Source organism: Chitinophaga cymbidii (assembly GCF_007992715.1).
GTDB lineage: Bacteria > Bacteroidota > Bacteroidia > Chitinophagales > Chitinophagaceae > Chitinophaga > Chitinophaga cymbidii.
The window spans coordinates 627,807-647,406 of sequence record NZ_BKAU01000002.1 but is presented as its reverse complement, the minus strand read 5'-3'; the positions used below and the strand labels follow the sequence as shown (position 1 = coordinate 647,406).

General features: G+C 54.5%; 15 protein-coding genes. 4 read left to right on the top strand and 11 right to left on the bottom strand.

Features of this window, described 5'->3' with window-relative positions; translation table 11 throughout:
* The first annotated feature begins 16 nt into the window (after positions 1 to 16).
* The gene (locus CCY01nite_RS13870) at positions 17 to 715 is read left to right on the top strand and encodes a hypothetical protein (RefSeq protein ID WP_146862591.1); all 699 of its coding nucleotides are present in this window, start codon (positions 17 to 19) and stop codon (positions 713 to 715) included.
* Here CCY01nite_RS13870 and lipB read toward each other — a convergent pair.
* The gene (lipB, locus tag CCY01nite_RS13865) at positions 639 to 1,415 is read right to left on the bottom strand and encodes a lipoyl(octanoyl) transferase LipB (RefSeq protein WP_146862588.1); all 777 of its coding nucleotides are present in this window, start codon (positions 1,413 to 1,415) and stop codon (positions 639 to 641) included. The genes CCY01nite_RS13870 and lipB overlap by 77 nt on opposite strands.
* 47 nt (positions 1,416 to 1,462) lie before the next feature.
* Here lipB and CCY01nite_RS13860 point away from each other — a divergent pair, with 47 nt between their 5' ends.
* Together CCY01nite_RS13860 and CCY01nite_RS13855 are read left to right on the top strand one after the other, a co-directional pair.
* Entirely contained in the window at positions 1,463 to 2,527 is a 1,065-nt protein-coding gene (locus CCY01nite_RS13860) for an RluA family pseudouridine synthase (protein ID WP_146862585.1), read from the top strand.
* 268 nt (positions 2,528 to 2,795) lie between these two features.
* Entirely contained in the window at positions 2,796 to 4,490 is a 1,695-nt protein-coding gene (locus CCY01nite_RS13855; RefSeq protein WP_146862582.1) for a T9SS type B sorting domain-containing protein, read from the top strand.
* A 42-nt stretch (positions 4,491 to 4,532) separates the two neighbouring features.
* Here CCY01nite_RS13855 and CCY01nite_RS13850 read toward each other — a convergent pair whose 3' ends face one another.
* The 7 genes from CCY01nite_RS13850 to CCY01nite_RS13820 form a co-directional block, all read right to left on the bottom strand.
* On the bottom strand, positions 4,533 to 5,450 hold the full coding sequence (locus CCY01nite_RS13850; RefSeq protein ID WP_146862579.1) for a hypothetical protein: 918 nt from the start codon (positions 5,448 to 5,450) through the stop codon (positions 4,533 to 4,535).
* A gap of 143 nt (positions 5,451 to 5,593) precedes the next feature.
* On the bottom strand, positions 5,594 to 6,445 hold the full coding sequence (locus CCY01nite_RS13845; protein WP_146862576.1) for an anti-sigma factor: 852 nt from the start codon (positions 6,443 to 6,445) through the stop codon (positions 5,594 to 5,596).
* 5 nt (positions 6,446 to 6,450) lie between these two features.
* Positions 6,451 to 7,002 carry an RNA polymerase sigma factor gene (locus CCY01nite_RS13840; RefSeq protein WP_146862573.1) on the bottom strand — a complete coding sequence of 184 codons (552 nt, stop codon included), beginning with the start codon at positions 7,000 to 7,002 and terminating at the stop codon, positions 6,451 to 6,453.
* Positions 7,003 to 7,112: 110 nt separating this feature from the next.
* On the bottom strand, positions 7,113 to 7,691 hold the full coding sequence (gene def, locus CCY01nite_RS13835) for a peptide deformylase (RefSeq protein WP_146862570.1): 579 nt from the start codon (positions 7,689 to 7,691) through the stop codon (positions 7,113 to 7,115).
* A 55-nt stretch (positions 7,692 to 7,746) separates the two neighbouring features.
* Positions 7,747 to 8,163 (bottom strand): Holliday junction resolvase RuvX, encoded by a 417-nt coding sequence (gene ruvX, locus CCY01nite_RS13830; RefSeq protein WP_146862567.1) that lies wholly within the window; start codon positions 8,161 to 8,163, stop codon positions 7,747 to 7,749.
* 9 nt (positions 8,164 to 8,172) lie between these two features.
* Complete coding sequence (locus tag CCY01nite_RS13825; RefSeq protein ID WP_146862563.1) at positions 8,173 to 9,039, bottom strand: UbiA-like polyprenyltransferase; 867 nt, start codon at positions 9,037 to 9,039, stop codon at positions 8,173 to 8,175.
* 4 nt (positions 9,040 to 9,043) lie between these two features.
* Complete coding sequence (locus CCY01nite_RS13820; protein WP_246129931.1) at positions 9,044 to 9,577, bottom strand: RNA methyltransferase; 534 nt, start codon at positions 9,575 to 9,577, stop codon at positions 9,044 to 9,046.
* A 69-nt stretch (positions 9,578 to 9,646) separates the two neighbouring features.
* Between CCY01nite_RS13820 and mutS the strand changes: the two genes are divergently transcribed.
* The gene (gene mutS, locus CCY01nite_RS13815; protein ID WP_146862560.1) at positions 9,647 to 12,244 is read left to right on the top strand and encodes a DNA mismatch repair protein MutS; all 2,598 of its coding nucleotides are present in this window, start codon (positions 9,647 to 9,649) and stop codon (positions 12,242 to 12,244) included.
* Between the two features lie 177 nt (positions 12,245 to 12,421).
* Here mutS and CCY01nite_RS13810 read toward each other — a convergent pair whose 3' ends face one another.
* The 3 genes from CCY01nite_RS13810 to CCY01nite_RS13800 form a co-directional block, all read right to left on the bottom strand.
* Complete coding sequence (locus CCY01nite_RS13810; RefSeq protein ID WP_146862557.1) at positions 12,422 to 14,119, bottom strand: SusD/RagB family nutrient-binding outer membrane lipoprotein; 1,698 nt, start codon at positions 14,117 to 14,119, stop codon at positions 12,422 to 12,424.
* An 18-nt stretch (positions 14,120 to 14,137) separates the two neighbouring features.
* On the bottom strand, positions 14,138 to 17,440 hold the full coding sequence (locus CCY01nite_RS13805) for a SusC/RagA family TonB-linked outer membrane protein (RefSeq protein ID WP_186831046.1): 3,303 nt from the start codon (positions 17,438 to 17,440) through the stop codon (positions 14,138 to 14,140).
* 569 nt (positions 17,441 to 18,009) lie between these two features.
* Complete coding sequence (locus tag CCY01nite_RS13800; RefSeq protein WP_146862551.1) at positions 18,010 to 19,590, bottom strand: SusD/RagB family nutrient-binding outer membrane lipoprotein; 1,581 nt, start codon at positions 19,588 to 19,590, stop codon at positions 18,010 to 18,012.
* Positions 19,591 to 19,600: the final 10 nt, after the last annotated feature.

The window sequence follows — 19,600 nt, the reverse complement described above, 5'->3', positions numbered from 1 at the left end:
AGAACGGATTTACTGTATGAAGCAGATTGTCAGAAACCTTATTATCATCGTTATATTATCCATCGCATCCGGCGCCGCAAAGGCACAGGAATATACGCCGCCGGTATTGCCGGACTTTTCAGCATTGATCCAGACGGGAAAGATCCAGCTGGAATGGATATCCGGTTTCCCGAACGCCGTGCAGATCGGTATTCAGCGCTCGCTGGACAGCGTGCTGAACTTCACCACCATCGGATACGCTTCCAATCCCGGCAGCAGCCGTAATGCCTACCTGGACAATAAACCGTTGCCTGGAAGGAACTATTACCGCCTGTTCATCCTCATGAACAACAACCGTTACCTGTACAGCAAAACGGTGCTGGCGGTGGCGGATTCAACGATCAACGCCGGTGCTAAACTGAGCGCCAGCGACATCGCCAACCTGAATCCCTCCAAAGAAGAAGTGATACCCTGGAAGCCGTCCAACTACATCTACACGACGGCAGACGGCAATGTGAACATCCGTTTACCGGAAGCGCCGAAGAAAAAATACAATGTGAAATTCTTTGAACCGAGCGGCACTTTTCTGTTTGAGGTGGAGCAGGTTGTAGAACCTTTCCTGATACTGGAAAAGGCGATTTTCATGCATGCCGGCTGGTTCAATTTTGAGATCTATGAGAACGGGAAGCTGCTGGAGAAGTGGAATCTGTATATTCCGTTGAATTACCGGTCGTAATCATCTCCGCATCGAACACCTCGCCAAAATACCGGCTGATCTTCCCTTTCACTTCCTCTAAAGGAACTGCCCTCCCCAATTCCTGCTGCAGGGAAGTCACCGCTTTGTCCGCAATACCGCAGGCCACGATATGATCGAAATAATTCATATCCGTATTGATGTTGATGGCGAAACCATGCATGGTCACCCAGCGGCTGCACCGCACGCCCATCGCGCAGATCTTCCTGGCGCGGCCCGGCACGTCCGGCTCCAGCCACACGCCCGTTTCACCTTTGGAGCGCGCGCCCTGCAGGCCGTAATCCGCCAGCACACGGATGATCACTTCCTCCAGGAAACGCAGGTATTTCCCGATGTCCGTAAAGAACTGCTCCAGGTCTATGATCGGGTAACCCACGATCTGTCCCGGCCCATGAAAGGTAATATCCCCGCCCCTGTTGGTCTGCGCGAACTGGATGCCTTTTTCTTCCAGCTGCACACGGTTGATCAGCAGGTGTTCCTGCTGGCCGCTTTTGCCTAATGTATATACGGGCGGATGCTCGCAAAAAAGCAGGTGATGGGCAGGGCGAATCGCCCCTTCCGCCGCGCCGTTACGCAGGGCGGCCTTCCTTTGCAGACTCTCCTGTAATAACCGTTCCTGGTAGTCCCAGGCAGCCTGGTACGGCGCCAGTCCTATATCATTGACCCTGATCTGCTGTTTCATTCGTCTGCAAAGATAACTATAAGCTATCTTTGCAAAAATTTTTACCGATGAGCGACGACCAATTGCAGGAACTGGAAGATGAGCTGGACAACGGCGAAGGCAGCGAGGAACTGTACGAAAGGGTGAACCTGGTGGTGGACAAGGGCCAGGAGCCCCTGCGCATCGACAAGTTCATCCAGCACCGTATTGAAGGCGCTACCCGCAGCAAGGTGCAGCACGCCATCGAAGCCGGCATGGTGCTGGTGAACGACAAGCCCGTGAAGTCCAACTACAAGGTGCGCCCGCTGGACCGCCTCATCGTGTATTCCACCAAAAGCCCGGACAGCACGGAGATCATACCGGAAAATATTCCGCTGAACATCGTGTATGAAGATGAGGACATCATGATCATCAACAAGCCACCGGGCATGGTGGTGCATCCCGGTTGCGGAAACCCCAACGGCACCCTCGTGAACGCACTGGCATGGCATCTCGGCGATGACAAGGAAAAAGCCACCGAGCCCGCCATTCCCCGCTTCGGGCTGGTGCACCGCATCGATAAAAATACCAGCGGCCTGCTGGTAGTGGCTAAATCCGAAAAAGCGATGACCGACCTGGCGAAGCAGTTCTTCGATCATACCGTGCAACGCCGGTACATGGCCCTGGTATGGGGAGATTTCGAGGAAGAGGAAGGCACGGTGATCGCCCATGTGGGCCGCCACCAGCGGTTCCGCAAGATCATGGACGCTTACCCGGACGGAGAGCATGGCAAGGAAGCGATCACGCATTACGAGGTGCTGGAACGCTTCAACTACGTGACCCTCATCGCCTGCAAGCTGGAAACCGGCCGTACGCACCAGATCAGGGTGCACATGCAGCACATCGGGCATTCCCTTTTCAACGACGATACTTACGGCGGCGACCGCATTGTGAAAGGCACCATCTTCGCGAAATATAAACAGTTTGTAGACAACTGCTTCGAGATCATGCCGCGTCATGCGCTGCACGCGCAGACGTTGGGGTTCATTCATCCGCGCACGCGCCAGCCGATGATGTTTGAAAGTGAATTGCCCGCCGATTTTACCGCCGTGCTGGAAAAGTGGAGGAGGTACAAACGCCGGGAGGATGATTGAAAATTCATTGCGCAGCGGATACCGGCGATCTGTGGTGAGGCTGCGTACGCTGCCGGCGATCTGTGGCGAGACTGCGCACGTTGCGGGCGCCACCACAGTCCGCACCTCTCTTTGCTGTGCTAACAGCATTTTTTTTAACCGCCGGATACTATTGTTGATCCCCCTCCGTTTTTAATCAGGTTGATCAGTTCCCCGTGCTTTAAATCCCCATTAATTATTTTATTAAAAACATTCTACATATCAATATTTCTATTAATTTAGTGCCACCATGGTTCCGAAGAAAAGCCTGACCTCGCTTCCAGCACTTATCCTGGTTCTCCTGCTGATGACATCCTATAGCTCAAAAGCAGCCGGACTACGCCCTTTACTGACCAATTTTACTTACAATACCACCTGCTCCAATGATTCCGTAAAATTTATCATCACAGACGATATCACCACCATCGATTCGGTAAAATGGTATTTCATTGATCCTCCGGCGGTGGAGGCAGATTCTTCCGACCGCATTGAAGGCGCTGCCTATTATTACGGAACGGCCGGCACTTATACCATTACGCTGAAAGTGTACCGCGGCGGCGTGGAAGATATTACCACCACTACCATCGATATCGTAGACCCGGTGGTGTATGACATGGGGCCCCGGGATTTGACGCTTTGCGAGAACGCCACCACCGTGCTCACCGTGCCCGAGATCCCCGGCGCCACCTACACCTGGTACTACCTCGAAGATACCGTGCCGGGCACACACGAGTTCACCGTTACAGAAATGGGCACGTATAAAGTAGCGGTCAATGGCTGCCGCATCAACGATTCGGTGAACGTATTCTACTCCCCGATCCCTGACATCGATCTCGGCCCTGACCGCACCATGTGCACCGGTGAACTGCTGACGCTGGACGCCACGGCCCAGAACGCCACCTATATCTGGAACACCGGCGAAACCAGTCCCACTATCGTAGCCACTGATCCGGGCGGCACCTATACCGTAGAAGCCACCGTAGCGGGTTGCGGCACGTACACGGACCAGGTGACGATCAATTTCACCGGCACGCCTTACCCGTTCAGTCTTGGCCCCGATACATTGCTTTGTCCCGGTGAAACCGTGCTGCTGGACGCATTCCGCCCCGAAGCCACCGCCTACCAGTGGACGCACGGGCCTACCGTGCCGCGCGTGACCGTGAACAGGAACGGGGATTTCGCGGTGTTTGTGACCATCAACGGCATTTGCGACGTGCTGGATACCATCGGCGTGCAATACAGCCGCCTGCGGGATTTCAGCCTCGGCAACGATACCACGCTCTGCTATCCGAACTTCCTTGTGCTGTCCGCCGACCACGGCACCGGCAATTACCTCTGGCAGGACGGCTCCGACCAGGCGACGTATCATGTGGACAGCACGGGGTATTACAGCGTGCGGGTACAGATCGGGCGCTGCGTGGAATTTGATACGATCCGTGTGGACTTCCAGGATACGCTGCGGGTAACGCTTGGCGAGGATTCTACTTTATGTTTTGCTGAAACGCTGGTATTGACGCCGCGCGGAGCGGGAACGAATTTCAAGTGGCAGGACAGCACCTCCGTCCCCACATTCACCGTTACCCAACCCGGCGTATACGCCATCGTGGCCAATAATGTCTGCGGCCGCGCAACGGACAGCGTGAACATCTATTACCAGGATTGCAACTGCTCCATGTACTTCCCCACGGCCTTCACGCCTAATGGCGACGGGCTGAACGATATTTTCAGGCCCCGTTACCGGTGCATGCTGGGCAAATACAAGCTGAGCATTTATAACCGCTGGGGCGAGTTCATCTTCTTTACCACCGATCCCGGTGTGGCATGGAATGGCAAGGTGAAAGGCACGCCGGCGGACATGGGTACTTACGTGTGGATCGTGGAGTATGAGGATGTGCTGAACCTGAAGTATTACAAGAAACAGGGCACGGTTACCCTGATAAGATAAATTACCTGCTTTTACCGCACAATGCAGATAAGGCGGACAATGCTACCGCTCAAAAGCAGTAAACTTCGCCGTAAAATCAGCGGTTTCCCGTTTTTTGAAAGGAACATTCCAGGTGCCGGAATACGTGATCAGCGCGGGGAGCAGCAGGTCGCCGGCTTTCGTCATCTGCACGTTCATCCGCACTTTAAAATCGAAGACCATCGTTTTGTAAGACAGTGAATATTTCCGCCCCACGATCTCCATCGTTTCTTTATTGAAATAAGTGATCAGCTCGTCTATGACCACTTCCGCGCGGTCTATGCTGCCGAGGTCCTTACGGATCGTGGCGCTGAACACATAGCAGTCGGCGCCGCCGGCATAGGTTTCGGAGGTGATGGAGAAATCATAATAACGCATGAGATCGCGGTCGAATATCGCTACCTTGCTTCCCACCACCGGCACGCCGGATATGGGTTTGCCGGGATTGAAGATCAGTTGTTTGAGTTGTGACTTATGGCGTTCGAGGCTGCCTTTGGCATGCCCGCTGCCATCTCCGCAGACGGTGCCTTTGGTGAAGAAAAGATTGGCGTACAGCTCCGCCGTATAGTAGTTATAGTTACCTTTTTTCGTGTAGAAGTTTCCGGTTGTTTTTTCGTCGAGCACCTCCATGCTGCGGCAATTGCCGTTCATGACCTGGCGGGTGTGGCTTTTGAGCGAAGCGATGGTCTTTCCGCCTTTTTTATCGGTGATGCGGATGTCGTTATCCGCGGTGAAGCCCACGAGGCGGAGGTTTTTGAATGCGCGGTAAAAGGTAGTGTCGTCTTCCACCCTTTTGATGAAGCCGTTCACGTCAAAGCCTATACGCTTTGCTTTCACGACCACTTCATCCAGGTTGATAGTCATGCCTTTATACAATGCCGTATCCTGCGCCGGGGCGGACAGAGCGGGTGACAGTAATAACAGGAGCAGGAATTTCCGCATCTGGCAAATTTAAATAAAACAGTGTTAAGGAAAAGCAAAGTTCAGGCCATTTGCCGATGTGCGGACAGCCGTACAAGTGTGCGACGCAACGGACGTTCCATCAGGGCGCTGACGCCGGCAACAACATTAAATTAAAACGGAGATCAGCCGGAAACTTTTCCGATCACGTGCATGGCGGTGAGCGTTGGCGTGGGGTTGCCGCCTTTCTTTTCCAGCGTTACAGCAAAATACTGCGCGGTAGCGATGCCTTTCATTTTCTGGAAGCCCTTCGCTTTGTCGCCTGTGTCGAACACGCCGGCGTCTATGGGTCTGTTATTCACGATGGCCCACAGCTGGTATTGCTGATCCGCGGCGGGTTCCGGGAGGCTATTAACGGAGAGGTACACTTCCTGTGAGGAGGCATTCCAGAAAACGATCGCTTTTGATCCGGGATGGTCTCTGCGGGTGGTGCTCATCATGACCTTTTTCACACTGGGGCTGCTGAGCATGCTCACCATTTCTTCCGACTGTGCGATCCTGGTCTGGAAAACTTCGTTCTGTTTGGTCAGCGATTGCTGGTCCGTCACCAGTGCTTCGTACTTGCCTTTCCATTCGTTCAGGCTGTTGCGGTAGGTTACATTGAATACGATGCTCACGATCAGCCCGATGGCAACCGCCGCTGCAATGTAGCACCATGCCACGCTTACTCTCACCGGCTCGCGCGGCTCTTCTTCATAAGCGGCATATTCTTCCGCGGCAGCGCCGCCGGCATGGGCCGTTTCGGGCGTTGCTTCGTTGTTCAATGCCTGGTAGATACGGTCTTTCAGATCCACCGGAGGCGGCACGGACTGCATGGTAACGTAGCGCTCCATATCCTGCTGGGCCGCATCTGCCGCGGCTTTCACTTCGGGATATTGCTCCACGGCAGCCTGCAGCTCACGGACCTCAGGGTCCGTAGCCAGCCCGGCCACGACGCTTTCAATAATACCCGATGATATGTAACGTTGTACGTCCACTTTGCTTATACCTGTTTTAGTATATTCCTCAATTGAATGATGGCATTACGCATCCTGGTTTTCACTGTGCCCAAAGGTATATCCAGCACCCTGGCGATCTCTTCCTGGGTGCAACCTTTGTAATATGCAAGATCGATAATGATTCGCTGTTCTTTGTTGAGCTTTTCCAGCACCTTCGTGAGGCCCAGATGATCAAAGGAGGGATGAACCGTTAACTGACTTGTCTGTTGATATACGTCGTTACCGAGCTCCTGGATTTTCTGATCAAGCTTGTGAGATTTGGACCGGAGGGAATCGATAGCGGTGTTGCGCGCTATATTGAGCATCCATGTGAAAAGGCGCCCCTTCTCTACATCGTACCGCTCTATACTGCGCCATATCTTCACGAAAACTTCCTGTAGAATGTCGCCTGCCGCCGTTTCGTCGCCAAGGACCTTCAGCACCACCCCATAGAGGGCCGGGGCATAATTGTCATACAGGTACCCAAAAATCTGCTGGTCTCTGGCCCGGAGGCCCTGTACCAGTTCAATTTCAGTATATGTATTTGCAGTTCCCAAATGTAGTAATCCAAAAATGTGGCACTAAAGTAATGAAAATACTTACAATATGAAATTCTTAGGCATATTAATTTTTAATAATTGTTAATAAAAGCCTAAGAAAAACGTCTTTAGCGGGGGAAGTTCATTTTGTAATCGACTTTGATCTTTCCTTTGGAAATATCATCGAGCTTACCCTTTAACATCCGTTTTTTCAGGGGTTTCAGATAGTCGATGAACAGCTTTCCTTCGATGTGGTCATATTCGTGGAAGATCACGCGGGCCGTAATGCCGTGAAAGGTGCGCTCATGCTCCTTGAAATGCTCGTCCATATACCGGATCTTCACTTTTTCGGGGCGGTATACGTCTTCGCGGATCTTGGGAATGCTAAGGCAGCCTTCCTGGTAAGCCCACTCCTCTCCTTCCGTGTCAATGATCTGCGCATTGATGAATACGGATTTGATGCCTTTGTCGCCGGGCCAGGCGTCTTTTTCATCTTCTTCCAGGTTGTTGACGATCTGCTCGCTGTCTACCACGAAGAGCCGGATAGGTTTGTTGATCTGGGGAGCTGCCAGGCCCACGCCGCTGGAGGCATACATGGTTTCCCACATATTGGCGATCAGCTGCTGCAGGTTCGGATAATCGGGGCTGATGTCCTTGCTTTTTTCTCTGAGCACCTGGTGGCCGTAGGCTACGATTGATAATATCATCTGTTAAATTGATCGGAATGGAAAAATGCAAAAGTAGGGATTTCCGGCGAGGCGGTCAACCGGCGTTGTGCTGCAGGTATTCCTGCAGGATGATGGTAGCACTGATCTCGTCCACCAGCCCTTTGTTCCGGCGGTCTTTCTTCTTCAGCCCGCTGTCGATCATGCTTTGAAAGGCCATCTTTGAAGTGAAGCGTTCGTCTACTTTCTTCAGCGGCATGTCCGGGAAATGTTTTTTGAGGATGCGGATGCATTCTTCCACGAGCGCCGTAGCGTCGGTGGCGCTGCCGTCCAGGTTGCGCGGCAGACCGATGAGGATCAGCTCTACCTGCTCGGTAGCGAAATATTTTTTGAGATAAGGGATGATCTCATGGGAAGGAATGGTGCAAAGGCCGCTGGCGATGATCTTCAGCGGATCTGTTACGGCCAGCCCCGTGCGCTTTTTTCCATAGTCGATGGCGAGTATCCTGGGCATTCGTGTGATTTAAAAGATGAGCATATCCGCAATGGTGAAAAGTGCGTACACCACGCTGGCAATGCCGTTGGTGGTCATGAACGCGAGGTTCACGCGGGAAAGGTCGTTCGGCTTCACCAGGCGGTGCTGCATGAACAGCATGAGCATGAACACGCCCGCGCCGATCCAGTAGAGCCAGTGGAAAGCGCCGAGGATGCCGATCACGATCACCAGTGCCGCGGCCACCACATGCAGCCCTTCCGAGAACCGCAGCCCCCCTGCTTTTCCCAGCCAGGTGGGAATGGAGTGCAGCTGCTGCGATTTATCGAACTCCTCATCCTGCAAAGCATAAATGATATCAAAGCCGGATACCCAGCACAGCACGAGCACGCTCAGCAACACCGGCAGCACCGCGAAATACCCGGTAACGGCCAGGAATGCGCCGATCGGCGCGAGGGAAAGGCCCACGCCCAGCACCAGGTGGCACAGCGCGGTGAAACGTTTGGTATAGCTGTATCCGAGGATCACCAGCAGGGCAACGGGCGATAAAAAGAAACAGATCGGGTTGATGAACCAGGTGGTGGCCATGAACAGCAAAGCATTGCCGATCACAAAGTACAGCGCGCTGGAAGCGGAGATCACGCCGGCAGGGATCTCTCTTTTGGCGGTGCGCGGATTGCGCTTGTCGAATTCCACATCCAGCCAGCGGTTGAAGGCCATGGCCGCGCTGCGCGCGAACACCATGCAAAGCACTACCAGCAGCAGCTTCGTCCAGTTAAACGAATGCCCCGCCCATGAAACGGCCAGGAAAAAGCCGATCATCGCAAAGGGCATGGCAAAAATGGTGTGGCTGAACTTCACGAGCGACAGGTAATTCCGGATGGTTGCAGATGCCATATGATCAGTTTTCGGTTTTCAGTTTACAAAAGAGGTCCCACACCACAATGCCGGTGCTCACGGAAATATTCAGCGAGTGCTTCATGCCGGATTGCGGTATTTCGATGCATCCGTCCACCTGCTTCATCACTTCGGCGTCCACGCCGCTTACTTCATTGCCGAACACGAGCGCCAGCGGCGCGCCGGATGGACGAAACGCATCCAGCATCACGCTTTGTGCGGCCTGCTCTATCGCCATGACGGTATATCCTTCATTTTTCAGCGCGGCCACGGCTTCCGTGGTGGTGGGGAAATATTGCCATTCCACCGTTTCGGTGGCGCCGAGGGCGGTCTTCTGAATGTCCCGGTGCGGGGGCACCGGCGTATACCCGCAGAGCACAATGCCCTGCAGCAGGAAAGCATCCGCCGTTCTAAACACGGAACCCACGTTATGCATGCTCCGCACGTTATCCAGCACCAGCACCAGCGGCGTTTTGTCCGCCGCCTTGAATTCCGCCACCGTTTTGCGGCCCAGTTCCTGCATGTTTAACTTGCGCATGCCTGCAAAGATAGTTGAAGGTTGGCAAATTTATTACCGATGGAGCGGCGGGCTTCTTATATTTGCCGCATGGCTAAAAGTAAATCAGCGGAAACGCCCCTGATGACGCAACACAATGCAATCAAGGCCAGATACCCTGATGCGGTGCTGCTCTTCCGGGTCGGCGATTTTTATGAAACATTCAATGAAGATGCGGTTATCGCATCCAAAGTGCTTGGTATTGTACTGACGAAAAGGGCCAATGGCAGCGCTTCCTATGTTGATCTTGCCGGCTTCCCCCATCACTCGCTGGACACCTACCTACACAAACTGGTGAAAGCCGGCCATCGCGTAGCCATCTGCGATCAGCTGGAAGACCCCAAGACCGTAAAAGGCATCGTAAAACGCGGCGTCACCGAAATGGTCACGCCCGGCGTAGCGGTGAACGACAAGCTGCTGGACAACAGCCACAACAACTTCCTCGCCGCCGTACACTTCGGGCAAACCAGCAACGGCGTGGCTTTCCTGGACATCTCCACCGGCGAGTTCTACGTGGCGCAGGGCAGCATCGAGTACATCGACAAGCTGCTGCAAAGCTTCCGCCCCGCTGAAGTGATCTTCGCGCGGCAACAGCAGAAAAATTTCCGGCAAACCTTCGGCTCCCGCTTTTATACCTACACGCTCGAAGAATGGATCTTCACGAACACCTACGCCCGCGAGATCCTTCACAAACATTTTGAAACACATTCCCTGAAAGGCTTCGGCGTGGAAGACATGGCGGACGGCATCATCGCCGCGGGCGCCACCATGCATTACCTGAAAGACACCGAACATCCGAACCTGCAGCATATCACCAGCCTCCAGCGGATAGACCAGGAAGATTTCCTGTGGATGGACCGCTTTACCATCCGCAACCTGGAACTGCTGCAAAGCACCGTGGAGCAAGGCAGATCACTGATCGGCACGCTGGACAACACGCTCTCTCCCATGGGCGCGCGGCTGCTCAAACGCTGGATCGTTTTTCCCCTGCGCGACATCACGCGGATCAACGAAAGGCTGGATGCCGTGGAAACACTCATCCGCGAAGCCGACCACACCCGCACCTTGCAGCAGCACCTGAAAGTGGTGGGCGACCTCGAAAGGCTGGTTTCCAAGATCCCCCTCAAAAAGATCAATCCCCGTGAAGTGATGCAGCTGGCAAAAGCCCTGCAGCAGGTCACCACCATACAGCAAACGCTGTCCGCCATCGATAACGCCCACCTCCGGCAACTGCAGGAACAGATGGACCCCTGCGACACCATTCTCGAAAAGATCCTCGCGGAAGTGTCCGACAACCCGCCGGTGCTGGCCAACAAAGGCGGCGTTATACGGGAAGGGGTACACGAAGAGCTGGACAAGCTGCGCGCCATCGCCACCTCCGGCAAGGAATACCTGCTCCGCATACAGCAGCAGGAATCCGAAGCCACCGGCATCCCCTCCCTCAAAGTAGCCTTCAATAACGTATTCGGCTACTACCTGGAAGTGACCAACGCGCACAAGAACAAAGTACCCGCCAACTGGATACGCAAGCAAACGCTCGCCAACGCGGAACGTTACATCACACCGGAACTCAAAGAATACGAAGAGAAGATCACCGGTGCGGAAGACAAGATACTGCTGCTGGAAATGCAGCTGTACGACGCGCTGCTCCTCGCCCTGCAGGAATACATCCAGCCCATACAGCGCGATGCACAGGCGCTGGCGAAGCTGGACTGCCTGCTGTCCTTCGCGCATAACGCCGTGCAGTTCAAATACCGCCGCCCCGTTGTGAACGATTCCTATCATATCGATATTAAAGACGGCCGCCATCCGGTGATAGAACAGGGCCTGCCGCCCGGTGAAAGCTATGTCACGAACGACATCCTGCTGCACCAGGACGAGCAGCAGGTGATCATCCTCACCGGTCCCAACATGAGCGGTAAATCCGCGCTGCTGCGGCAAACGGCGCTCATCACACTGATGGCGCACATCGGCAGTTTCGTGCCCGCCACGGCAGCGGAGATCGGGCTGACGGACAAAATATTCACGCGCGTGGGAGCGTCCGACAACCTGAGCGGCGGCGAGAGCACCTTCATGGTGGAAATGAACGAAACGGCCAGCATCATCAACAACATCACGCCGCGCAGCCTCATCATCCTCGACGAGATCGGCCGCGGCACCAGCACATACGACGGTATTTCCATTGCCTGGAGCATCGTGGAGTACCTGCACGACATGACGCCGCACCGCCCCAAGACGCTGTTCGCCACACACTACCATGAGCTGAACGAGCTGGAAAACACGCATTCCCGCGTGAAGAACTTCCACATCACCAATAAAGAGGTGGGCAACAAGATCATCTTCCTGCGCAAGCTCGCGCCGGGCGGCAGCCGCCACAGCTTCGGCATTCACGTGGCGAAGATCGCGGGCATGCCGCCGCAGCTGATAGACCGCGCGAATGAAATACTCGCACAACTGGAAAGCCAGCATATTGAAGCGCCGATGGAACACATCGCGTCCAAACCGCAGAAGGTGCAGTTGAGCATTTTTGATGCGCACAGCGATACTTTCCAGGAGATACGCGAAAAACTGGATACGGTGGATATTAACCGGCTCACGCCGGTGGAGGCGTTGCTGAAGTTAAGCGAGATCAAGGCGCTGCTGCAGTAAACTGCAACAGCTGGCGGCGGAAAGCGAATGATCGCAGCGGCCACCCGATGCCTGGAACAATGGCGGCAGATGTTCGTTTGCCGCTAAAACCGCTAAGCCGCCGCAATACAAAAAAGTCAAAACGCAAAAAACTCCGGGTCGCCCCGGAGTTTTCCTTTTCATAAGCATGCTTCAGCATTATTTCTTATCCCACCAAACTCTTCCGGTCAACTGGTTAGGCGAACCGTATTCCCCTCCTGCCTGCATTTCAGATATGGCATTTGTATAATTAGACATATTGCTCGTATGTGGTACCGGCAGCTCCCAGCGGCGGGGGATCTCGGGCACAGCGCCATCTATCCGCACCGCTTCCAGGGGAAGAATGCCGCCCGCTTTCGGGTATCCTGTCCGTTTCCAGGAGCCCCAGGCTTCCCAGGGGGACTTGAAGTGGTTCAGGAAATTCTGTACGCCGATCTTTTCCAGCTGCTCCTCCTGCGTTCCGGTAAAAGCGATCTCCGGCTGCGCCAGGTAGGCGGTCACCGCTTCCGGCGCCACCGCCGCATAATCCACGATGTTGGCCGCCGCACCCATGGCATCATACGCCGCGATGGACGCTTTTATACCATTTTCGTACCAAACTTGCGCGTTCTCCGCAACAATACCCCGCACCGCCAGTTCAGACAGCATGAAACACATTTCCGCGTAAGTCAGCATCGGCTGGGTGTACCGGCCAGCAGCGCCACCATCCGCGTTCAGGTCGAACAGGCGGTTCTGGAATTGGGACAGGGTGTCCACATTCACGGAAACGGACTGCCCGTTCTCGGTTATCCCGTAAGTCTTGGTACCGAACAGCGCGCGTGTTGCGGGCTCGTTCACCGCATCCGGACTGGAGGGCACGCCCACATACTGATCAGGATTGTAAACGGCGGTGGGCGGAAAAGCGCCGCCATTTTTCAGCCGGTTGAAATTCGCCTGCGTCATCTCGTTTTTCTTGAAGAACAGCGCCAGGCGGGGGTCTGCGTTATCCTGCAGGAAGTCGATCAGGTTCTTTCCCGCGCGGCTCGCGCTGCCCTGCGCGTTCCAGTTACCACCATTGGCAAACTTGTCGCCGCCCCCGGAAACGAATTTCCATTCGTCCGCATTGGAGGTGAACAGGCCGGCGGGACTGGCCAGTACTTCCGCCGCTACTTCAGCTACTTTCTCCGGGTTACGTTTGATCAGGCGCATGGCGATCTTCAGGCGCAGCACGTTGGCGGCTTTCACCCATTTTGCCGCATCGCCGTCGTAGAAGATGTCGTAGCCCTTGTAGGTCACCTGGCCTTCGGCAGGCTGCAGCAGGTCTGCCACGGCCGCTTTCAGCTCGGCGTCGAACTGGGCGAACAATTTTTCCTGGTTGTCGTATACCGGCGTGAAGTTCGCGTTCTCGCGGGCGCTCAGCGCTTCGGAGTAAGGGATGGAACCGTTCACGTCCGTTACGCGGAAAGCCGCGAACACCTTGTGCACTTTGGCGATCGCCACCAGGTTGCGGTACACGCCCCGGTTTTCTTCCGGCATTTCATTGATCATCTTTTCGATCTCCACCAGGTTGCGGCCGATGGTCGTATAAAAAGCGTTGTAGTACCCGTTCACGTTCTGCGGGCCGTACATGCCGGCGGTGTTGCCGTCCGGGTACGCCACGGTGAACTGCATCCAGCGCATCAGGTATTGATAGTTATCGTAGAACCATTCAAAATCCCTGTCTACCATCGCTTTCTGCGAAGTGGTGATCATATACTCCGGCGGCAGCGTGGGCGCCACTTCCGGGTCTGTATTATGTTCGGCAAAATCCTTGGTACAGGCGCTTGCAAAGGTTGCCATCGCCAGTACACCGATCCCTATTTTATGTTTAGTGTTCATTGTCTTCTTTTTGATGAATTAGAAACCAAGTTGTACGGTCAGCGCCATGTTGCGCACAAAGGGAGCGCCGCCATATTCGGAGAAGGCGCTGGTCTTGTTGTTACGCAGGCTTTCCGGGTTGATGTCGTCCGGCAGGTTGTTGTACAGGTAACCGAGGTTGCGGCCTACCAGCAATACCCGCGCTTTGGTCAGCTTCCAGCGTTCCACCATTTTGGTGGGGAACGTATAGCCGATGGACACTTCGCGGAGCGCCACATAAGACGCATCAAATACGGACGCCTCGCGGATACCGATGCCCCACTCCCCGATCATGCTGTAATAGTTGTAGGGTGACAGCGGTTTCACATAACCGGCTTCATATGCTTCGCGGTACGTCATGCCACCCACTTCCTGCTCTGCGCCGGCGGGGGTTTTGATCGTTGTGCCGTCCGCAAATACGCCGTCCGGGATCATCCCGTCGTTACGCTGGCGGCCTTCATTGTCCGTCCACGCAAGACCGCCACTGGCGGCATCACGACCGGCAAGCGTGCTTTCCACCGTACCACGGCCTGTGCCGTATTGATGGGAAGCGGAGAAGATATCTCCACCAATGCGTGCCTGCAGCAGGAAGCCGAGGGAAAAGTTCTTATAGCTGAAATTGTTGCTCAGCCCCAGGTTGAAGTCAGGCGTGATATTGCCGACCTCGGCATAGCCGCGCTGGAACTGGTATGGGAAAGAGCTGGAAGCAGTGATCACCGGCTTGCCGTTCTTGGAAGGATCGGTGGATTGATAACGCGTATAGCCGTAATTGGTAGTGATCACGCCGTAAGGTTTGCCCACCTGCGCGATCACGCGCACATCCTGGTCATTGCCCATTTCGTAGGTGCTGATGCCTTCGCCGAGGGAGATGATCTTGTTGGTGTTGCGGCTGCCGTTCAGGTTCACGTCCCAGGAGAAATCCTTTCCTTCAATGGGCCGCGCGTTGATGGCGATCTCCACACCCTGGTTCTGGAAGTTGCCGGCATTGATGAAGCGCTTGGCCACACCGGATTCGATGGCTACGTCCAGGTTCAGTATCTGGTTTTTGATGTTCGTTTTGTAGTACGCTACGTCCACGCCCAGCCTGTTATTGAGGAACCGTACGTCCGCGCCGAACTCGATGGAGTTGGCCATGGAGGGTTTCAGGTTTTCGTTCGGGTAGATGTCCTTGTTATACAGGTAGTAGAGCGGCATGCCGGTGGAGAGGCTGCCACTGTTCCAGAGCTGTTCCATCTGGTAGCCGGAGTTCAGCTGGTAGGGGTCCGTATCCCCGCCCACTACCGCGTAAGATGCGCGCAGCTTACCGTAGGTGATGAATGCGGGCAGCTCACCCTTGAAGGTTTCGGTAAATTCCCAGGCACCGCTCACAGAGGGATAGAAGTAAGAATAGTTACCGCCGCCACCGGGGTACATCAGGGCGGAAGACCAGTCGTTACGCCCTGTCACGTCCAGGAAGAAGGCGTTCTTGTAAGACAGGCTGCCGGAAAGGAACAGCGAGTTGATCTGCTTGCGTGGCAATATCTTGTTGTTGCTGGCGTCAACGGGGCCAACGCTGTTGGTAATGGTGTACTGTCCCGGTATGCGCAGGCCGCCGTTTGTGCGGGCGCTGTACTGGTTGCCGATGCCGGAGTTCCATGTTTCCGCGCCGAGGTTCACGTTCAGGGTAAAGTCGTCGTTCCTGAGCTTTGGAGAGAACATGGCCATACCGGTGAAGGTGTATTGCGTTCTGTTGGTGCCGGAGATCGCGTAGAGGCCGCGGGAGCCGCCGAAGTTGGGGCCCCAGCCGAGCTCGCGGCGGTCGTCCGTATTCTGTTCGTTACTGAAGTTACCGCGCAGCAGGAATTTCAGCCAGTCGTTCGCCGTAGCGGTCAGCGACAGGTTACCCATGAGCAGTTTTTCGTCACGTTCCCAGCGGTCGTTGTCCAGGCTGAACCAGTAATCCGCGCCGGGATGGGTGGGATTGATGTCGTTCAGGAGGTCCTGCTGCAGGGTGGTCCTGCCCAGGCCGCCGAGATAGCGGGCGCTCCAGTAGGCGGGATCGTAGTTACGCGGAAAAATGTAGATCCATTTTCTGCCGGCGTTCTGCGTGGTGTAGTCACCGCCCTGGCGGGTAGGGTTTAGCGTATTGCTGAAAGCATACGTGATGCCGCCTTCGGCGGACAGCCATTTGGAGATGATAGCGGAAGACCGCAGGGAGAATGAATTACGGGAGAATTTATTGTTCGGTTCAACGCTGTTATTGTCCAGGTGGGAATACGAAAAACGGAAGTTCGCTTTATCCGTACCGCCTTCTACCGCCACGTTGGTGTTGAAATATTTACCGAGCTGATAGTTGTACATCTGATTGTCCGGCATAGGGCTGTAGGGCGCGAACTCGCCGTTGGGGAGCTTTGCCATCTGGCCTTCCATTTTCGGGCCGAAGCTGTTGCCACTCCACTGCACTACATCCCGTCCATCTCCATCTTTATTGAAAAAACCGGTAGTACCTGCGCCGTAGACATTCTGCAGGGCGATGGGTGCGCGGTAAGCGTGCTCGAACTGCACCGTCTGGCTGACATCTACGCCAAGACCTTTGCGGGTAATCCCTTTCTTGGTGGTGATGAGCACCGCGCCGTTGATCGCGCGGGAACCGTACAACGCGGTAGCGGCGGCGCCTTTCAGGATGGAAACGCTTTCGAATTCATCCTGGTTGAAATTCTTCAGCACGTTGCCGAAGTTCACAGCATCGTCGGCAGCTTCGTTTTCAAAGATCACGCCGTCGATCACAAAGATCGGCTGGTCTTTTCCGTTGAGTGACTTGGCGCCGCGCAGCACAATGCGGTTGGCGCTCTGCGGGCCGCCTGCCGCGCCGGAAATGTCCACACCCGCTACCTTGCCCTGCAGGGCGGCTACGGGGTTGATGGCGTTCGTTTTTGCGAGTTCGGAGCCTTTCAGCTCCGTCATGGCGTAGCCGAGCTTGCGGGTCTCGCGTTTGATGCCGAGCGCGGTGACCACTACTTCATTCAGGTTTTTAGCATCTTCCTGCAGCACAATGTTGAGTGCGCCCTCGCCGGCCTGCGCTTCCTGTGCTACATATCCCATGAATGAAAAAACCAGTGTTGCGGAGGGTTGCACACTGATCCTGAAAGAACCGTCAGCGGCGGTCATTGCGCCGTTCTGTGTTCCTTTTTCCTTTACCGTTACGCCGGGCAACAGGGTGCCGTTGGCATCCTTCACCGTACCGGTAACTACTTTCTTGTCCTGCGCCCACATGCGGGGAACAAAGAAAGTCAGCAACGTGGCGAGAAAAAGAATTCTTCGCATAGCTTCCTTAGATTTTAATTTGATGAACGTGAATTGATAGTTATCCTTTATTGATTGAATGACAATCCCTGTCCGCAGATCTCCTGCAGAAAAAATTGCCCGCAACATGCAAAGCCATGCTGAACCGGAACCCTGTAATTAGTCCGGACTACATACCCGTTGGCTGATAGATGGAATGAATTGATTGCTGTTCACTGCTACCTTCTTCGTTCATAAGCAAGCAAGTCTACGTTTATACTCCGTTATTCATCAAGCCGGAAAATATCAGCAGTAAAACGATTTAGCGTTTTATCCAATAAAAAAATCTGTATATCCATCGACAACATTTTCATCTACACGTACAGATTTGGCTCTTTGAAAACGAACAGCTGCAACTTACCTAATCCTGTTAAATAGACAAAAGAAAATTTAACTTTTTTTTCAGGTTATGTTCATATTCCGTTAACGATCCGCAAAATAATATCAGGTTATGCTGATTTAGTATTCATCATTGTTCATCGGCACAAAAAAAGCCCCGGGCAAAAATACCCGGAGCTAAATCTAACTATTCAACGTTCAGCAAAAAAACCTTATTGTGTATCCCAGAAGAGCTTTGTTCCCAGTTTGTCGTTTGCCTGCACGGCCTCGTAATTGGCGGTGTTGTAGGTGGCTTCGGAAGCGGGGTACTGCCAGCGCATGGGCGGCTGTTTCTGCGCGTTGGCGTTGTCTACTTCAAAGCTGAAAGTAGGCGCGTCCAGCCGGCGGATCTCCGCCCAGCTTTCCGTGGGCTGCAAAACGCTGTAGTGCAGCCATTTCTGCCGCGCGATCAGCTTTAGCTTATCGGCATCCGTGAGGGCGAGCGTCCAGTTCACGCCGGGCGCCACCAGGTAGGCCGCTACTTCCGGATCGGTGTAAGGCGTGAGTGCGCCGGCGGTATTGTCGTTGCTCAGCGTGCGGAGCCAGTAATAATATTTGATGGATTCCTTGATGCCGTCTTCATACGCCGTCCGGGCGCTGACGGGGTTTCCTGCTTTCAGGTAATATTCGGAGAGCATGAAATTCACTTCCGCGCCGGTCATCAGGATGCCGGGGAAGAATTCGTTGCGGCTGAGGGTGGAGCGGTTGTAGATGGCCATGGTGCCTCCCGCGATGAGCGCATTCTGCGTTGATCTTGCGGCCATCGGATCAAGACCGTTATATACGCCGCCGGCATTAGCGCCAGGCTCAAACATGGCGCGGAGCCTGGGGTCGCTGTTCGCCTTCATGTGATCGATCATCACTTTGCCGGCGATGTTGCCGTTCCAGTCTTCCAGCCCCGTTCTGAATCCTTTGGCATTGAGATCGGTGTTCAGGTCGAAGATATCGATACGGATATTTTCTGCATTGGTTTTCGGCAGCGGGTAAGACGCGGCGTTGCCGAGTATCTGCGCGATCTCTGTGCCGGCCCTCGCCTGGAAGTTCGCCGCACCGGACACCCTGGTCAGCATCCGGAGGCGCAGGGAATTGCAGTACTTCTTCCACAGCGTCAGGTCGCCGTTGTTAACAAGGTCCATGCTTTCAAAACGCGCAACCAGCGCCGCGGGAATGGTCACCGTGCCCAGCTCGTCCGCAAAGCCCTTGAGGTCGTCCAGCATTTTTGTGTATATCGCAGTAGCATCGTCATACTTTGGATAAGAGTTCTGATAGTTGCCGCCATTGGTGCTGAGCATGCCGGCCTCAGACCAGGGAACACCGCCGTGGAGGTCTACCACGCGCTGTGTCAGATCGTAGAAATAGATGGTTGCCGTAATCATGTAGATCCGCATGTTGGACTGGTCTTCCGCAGGCAACGCATTGTAAACTTTCTCCAGTTCCCGGTATTGCGCGAGCACATTGTAATAATTGTTCCAGCGGTCGGTCACGGCAGCTGCGCCGGGTACGTACTGGTTGTCCACGTTCTCCCACCCTACGGCCTGCGTAAAACGGTTGAGGGTGATGCGAAGTATAACGAAGTAGTTCCAGTAAGAGGGCACTACATATTCCCTGCTGGCGTATATCATGCCCGCATATTGTTTCTCCACGGAAGAGGTCGCTACCTTGGAGGGATCGGTATAGCTGTCGCGGAACTCCTTTTTAGAGCAGCTTGTGCCCCAAAGCGCTATCGATAACAGAATGAATAATATCTTTTTCATAAAAATTCTT

Coding starts and splice junctions, on each gene's coding strand:
- CCY01nite_RS13870 (WP_146862591.1), top strand. CDS start 17: ATGAAGCAGATTGTCAGAAACCTTATTATCATCGTTATATTATCCATC.
- lipB (WP_146862588.1), bottom strand. CDS start 1,415: ATGAAACAGCAGATCAGGGTCAATGATATAGGACTGGCGCCGTACCAG.
- CCY01nite_RS13860 (WP_146862585.1), top strand. CDS start 1,463: ATGAGCGACGACCAATTGCAGGAACTGGAAGATGAGCTGGACAACGGC.
- CCY01nite_RS13855 (WP_146862582.1), top strand. CDS start 2,796: ATGGTTCCGAAGAAAAGCCTGACCTCGCTTCCAGCACTTATCCTGGTT.
- CCY01nite_RS13850 (WP_146862579.1), bottom strand. CDS start 5,450: ATGCGGAAATTCCTGCTCCTGTTATTACTGTCACCCGCTCTGTCCGCC.
- def (WP_146862570.1), bottom strand. CDS start 7,691: ATGATATTATCAATCGTAGCCTACGGCCACCAGGTGCTCAGAGAAAAA.
- ruvX (WP_146862567.1), bottom strand. CDS start 8,163: ATGCCCAGGATACTCGCCATCGACTATGGAAAAAAGCGCACGGGGCTG.
- CCY01nite_RS13825 (WP_146862563.1), bottom strand. CDS start 9,039: ATGGCATCTGCAACCATCCGGAATTACCTGTCGCTCGTGAAGTTCAGC.
- CCY01nite_RS13820 (WP_246129931.1), bottom strand. CDS start 9,577: ATGCGCAAGTTAAACATGCAGGAACTGGGCCGCAAAACGGTGGCGGAA.
- mutS (WP_146862560.1), top strand. CDS start 9,647: ATGGCTAAAAGTAAATCAGCGGAAACGCCCCTGATGACGCAACACAAT.
- CCY01nite_RS13810 (WP_146862557.1), bottom strand. CDS start 14,119: ATGAACACTAAACATAAAATAGGGATCGGTGTACTGGCGATGGCAACC.
- CCY01nite_RS13805 (WP_186831046.1), bottom strand. CDS start 17,440: ATGCGAAGAATTCTTTTTCTCGCCACGTTGCTGACTTTCTTTGTTCCC.
- CCY01nite_RS13800 (WP_146862551.1), bottom strand. CDS start 19,590: ATGAAAAAGATATTATTCATTCTGTTATCGATAGCGCTTTGGGGCACA.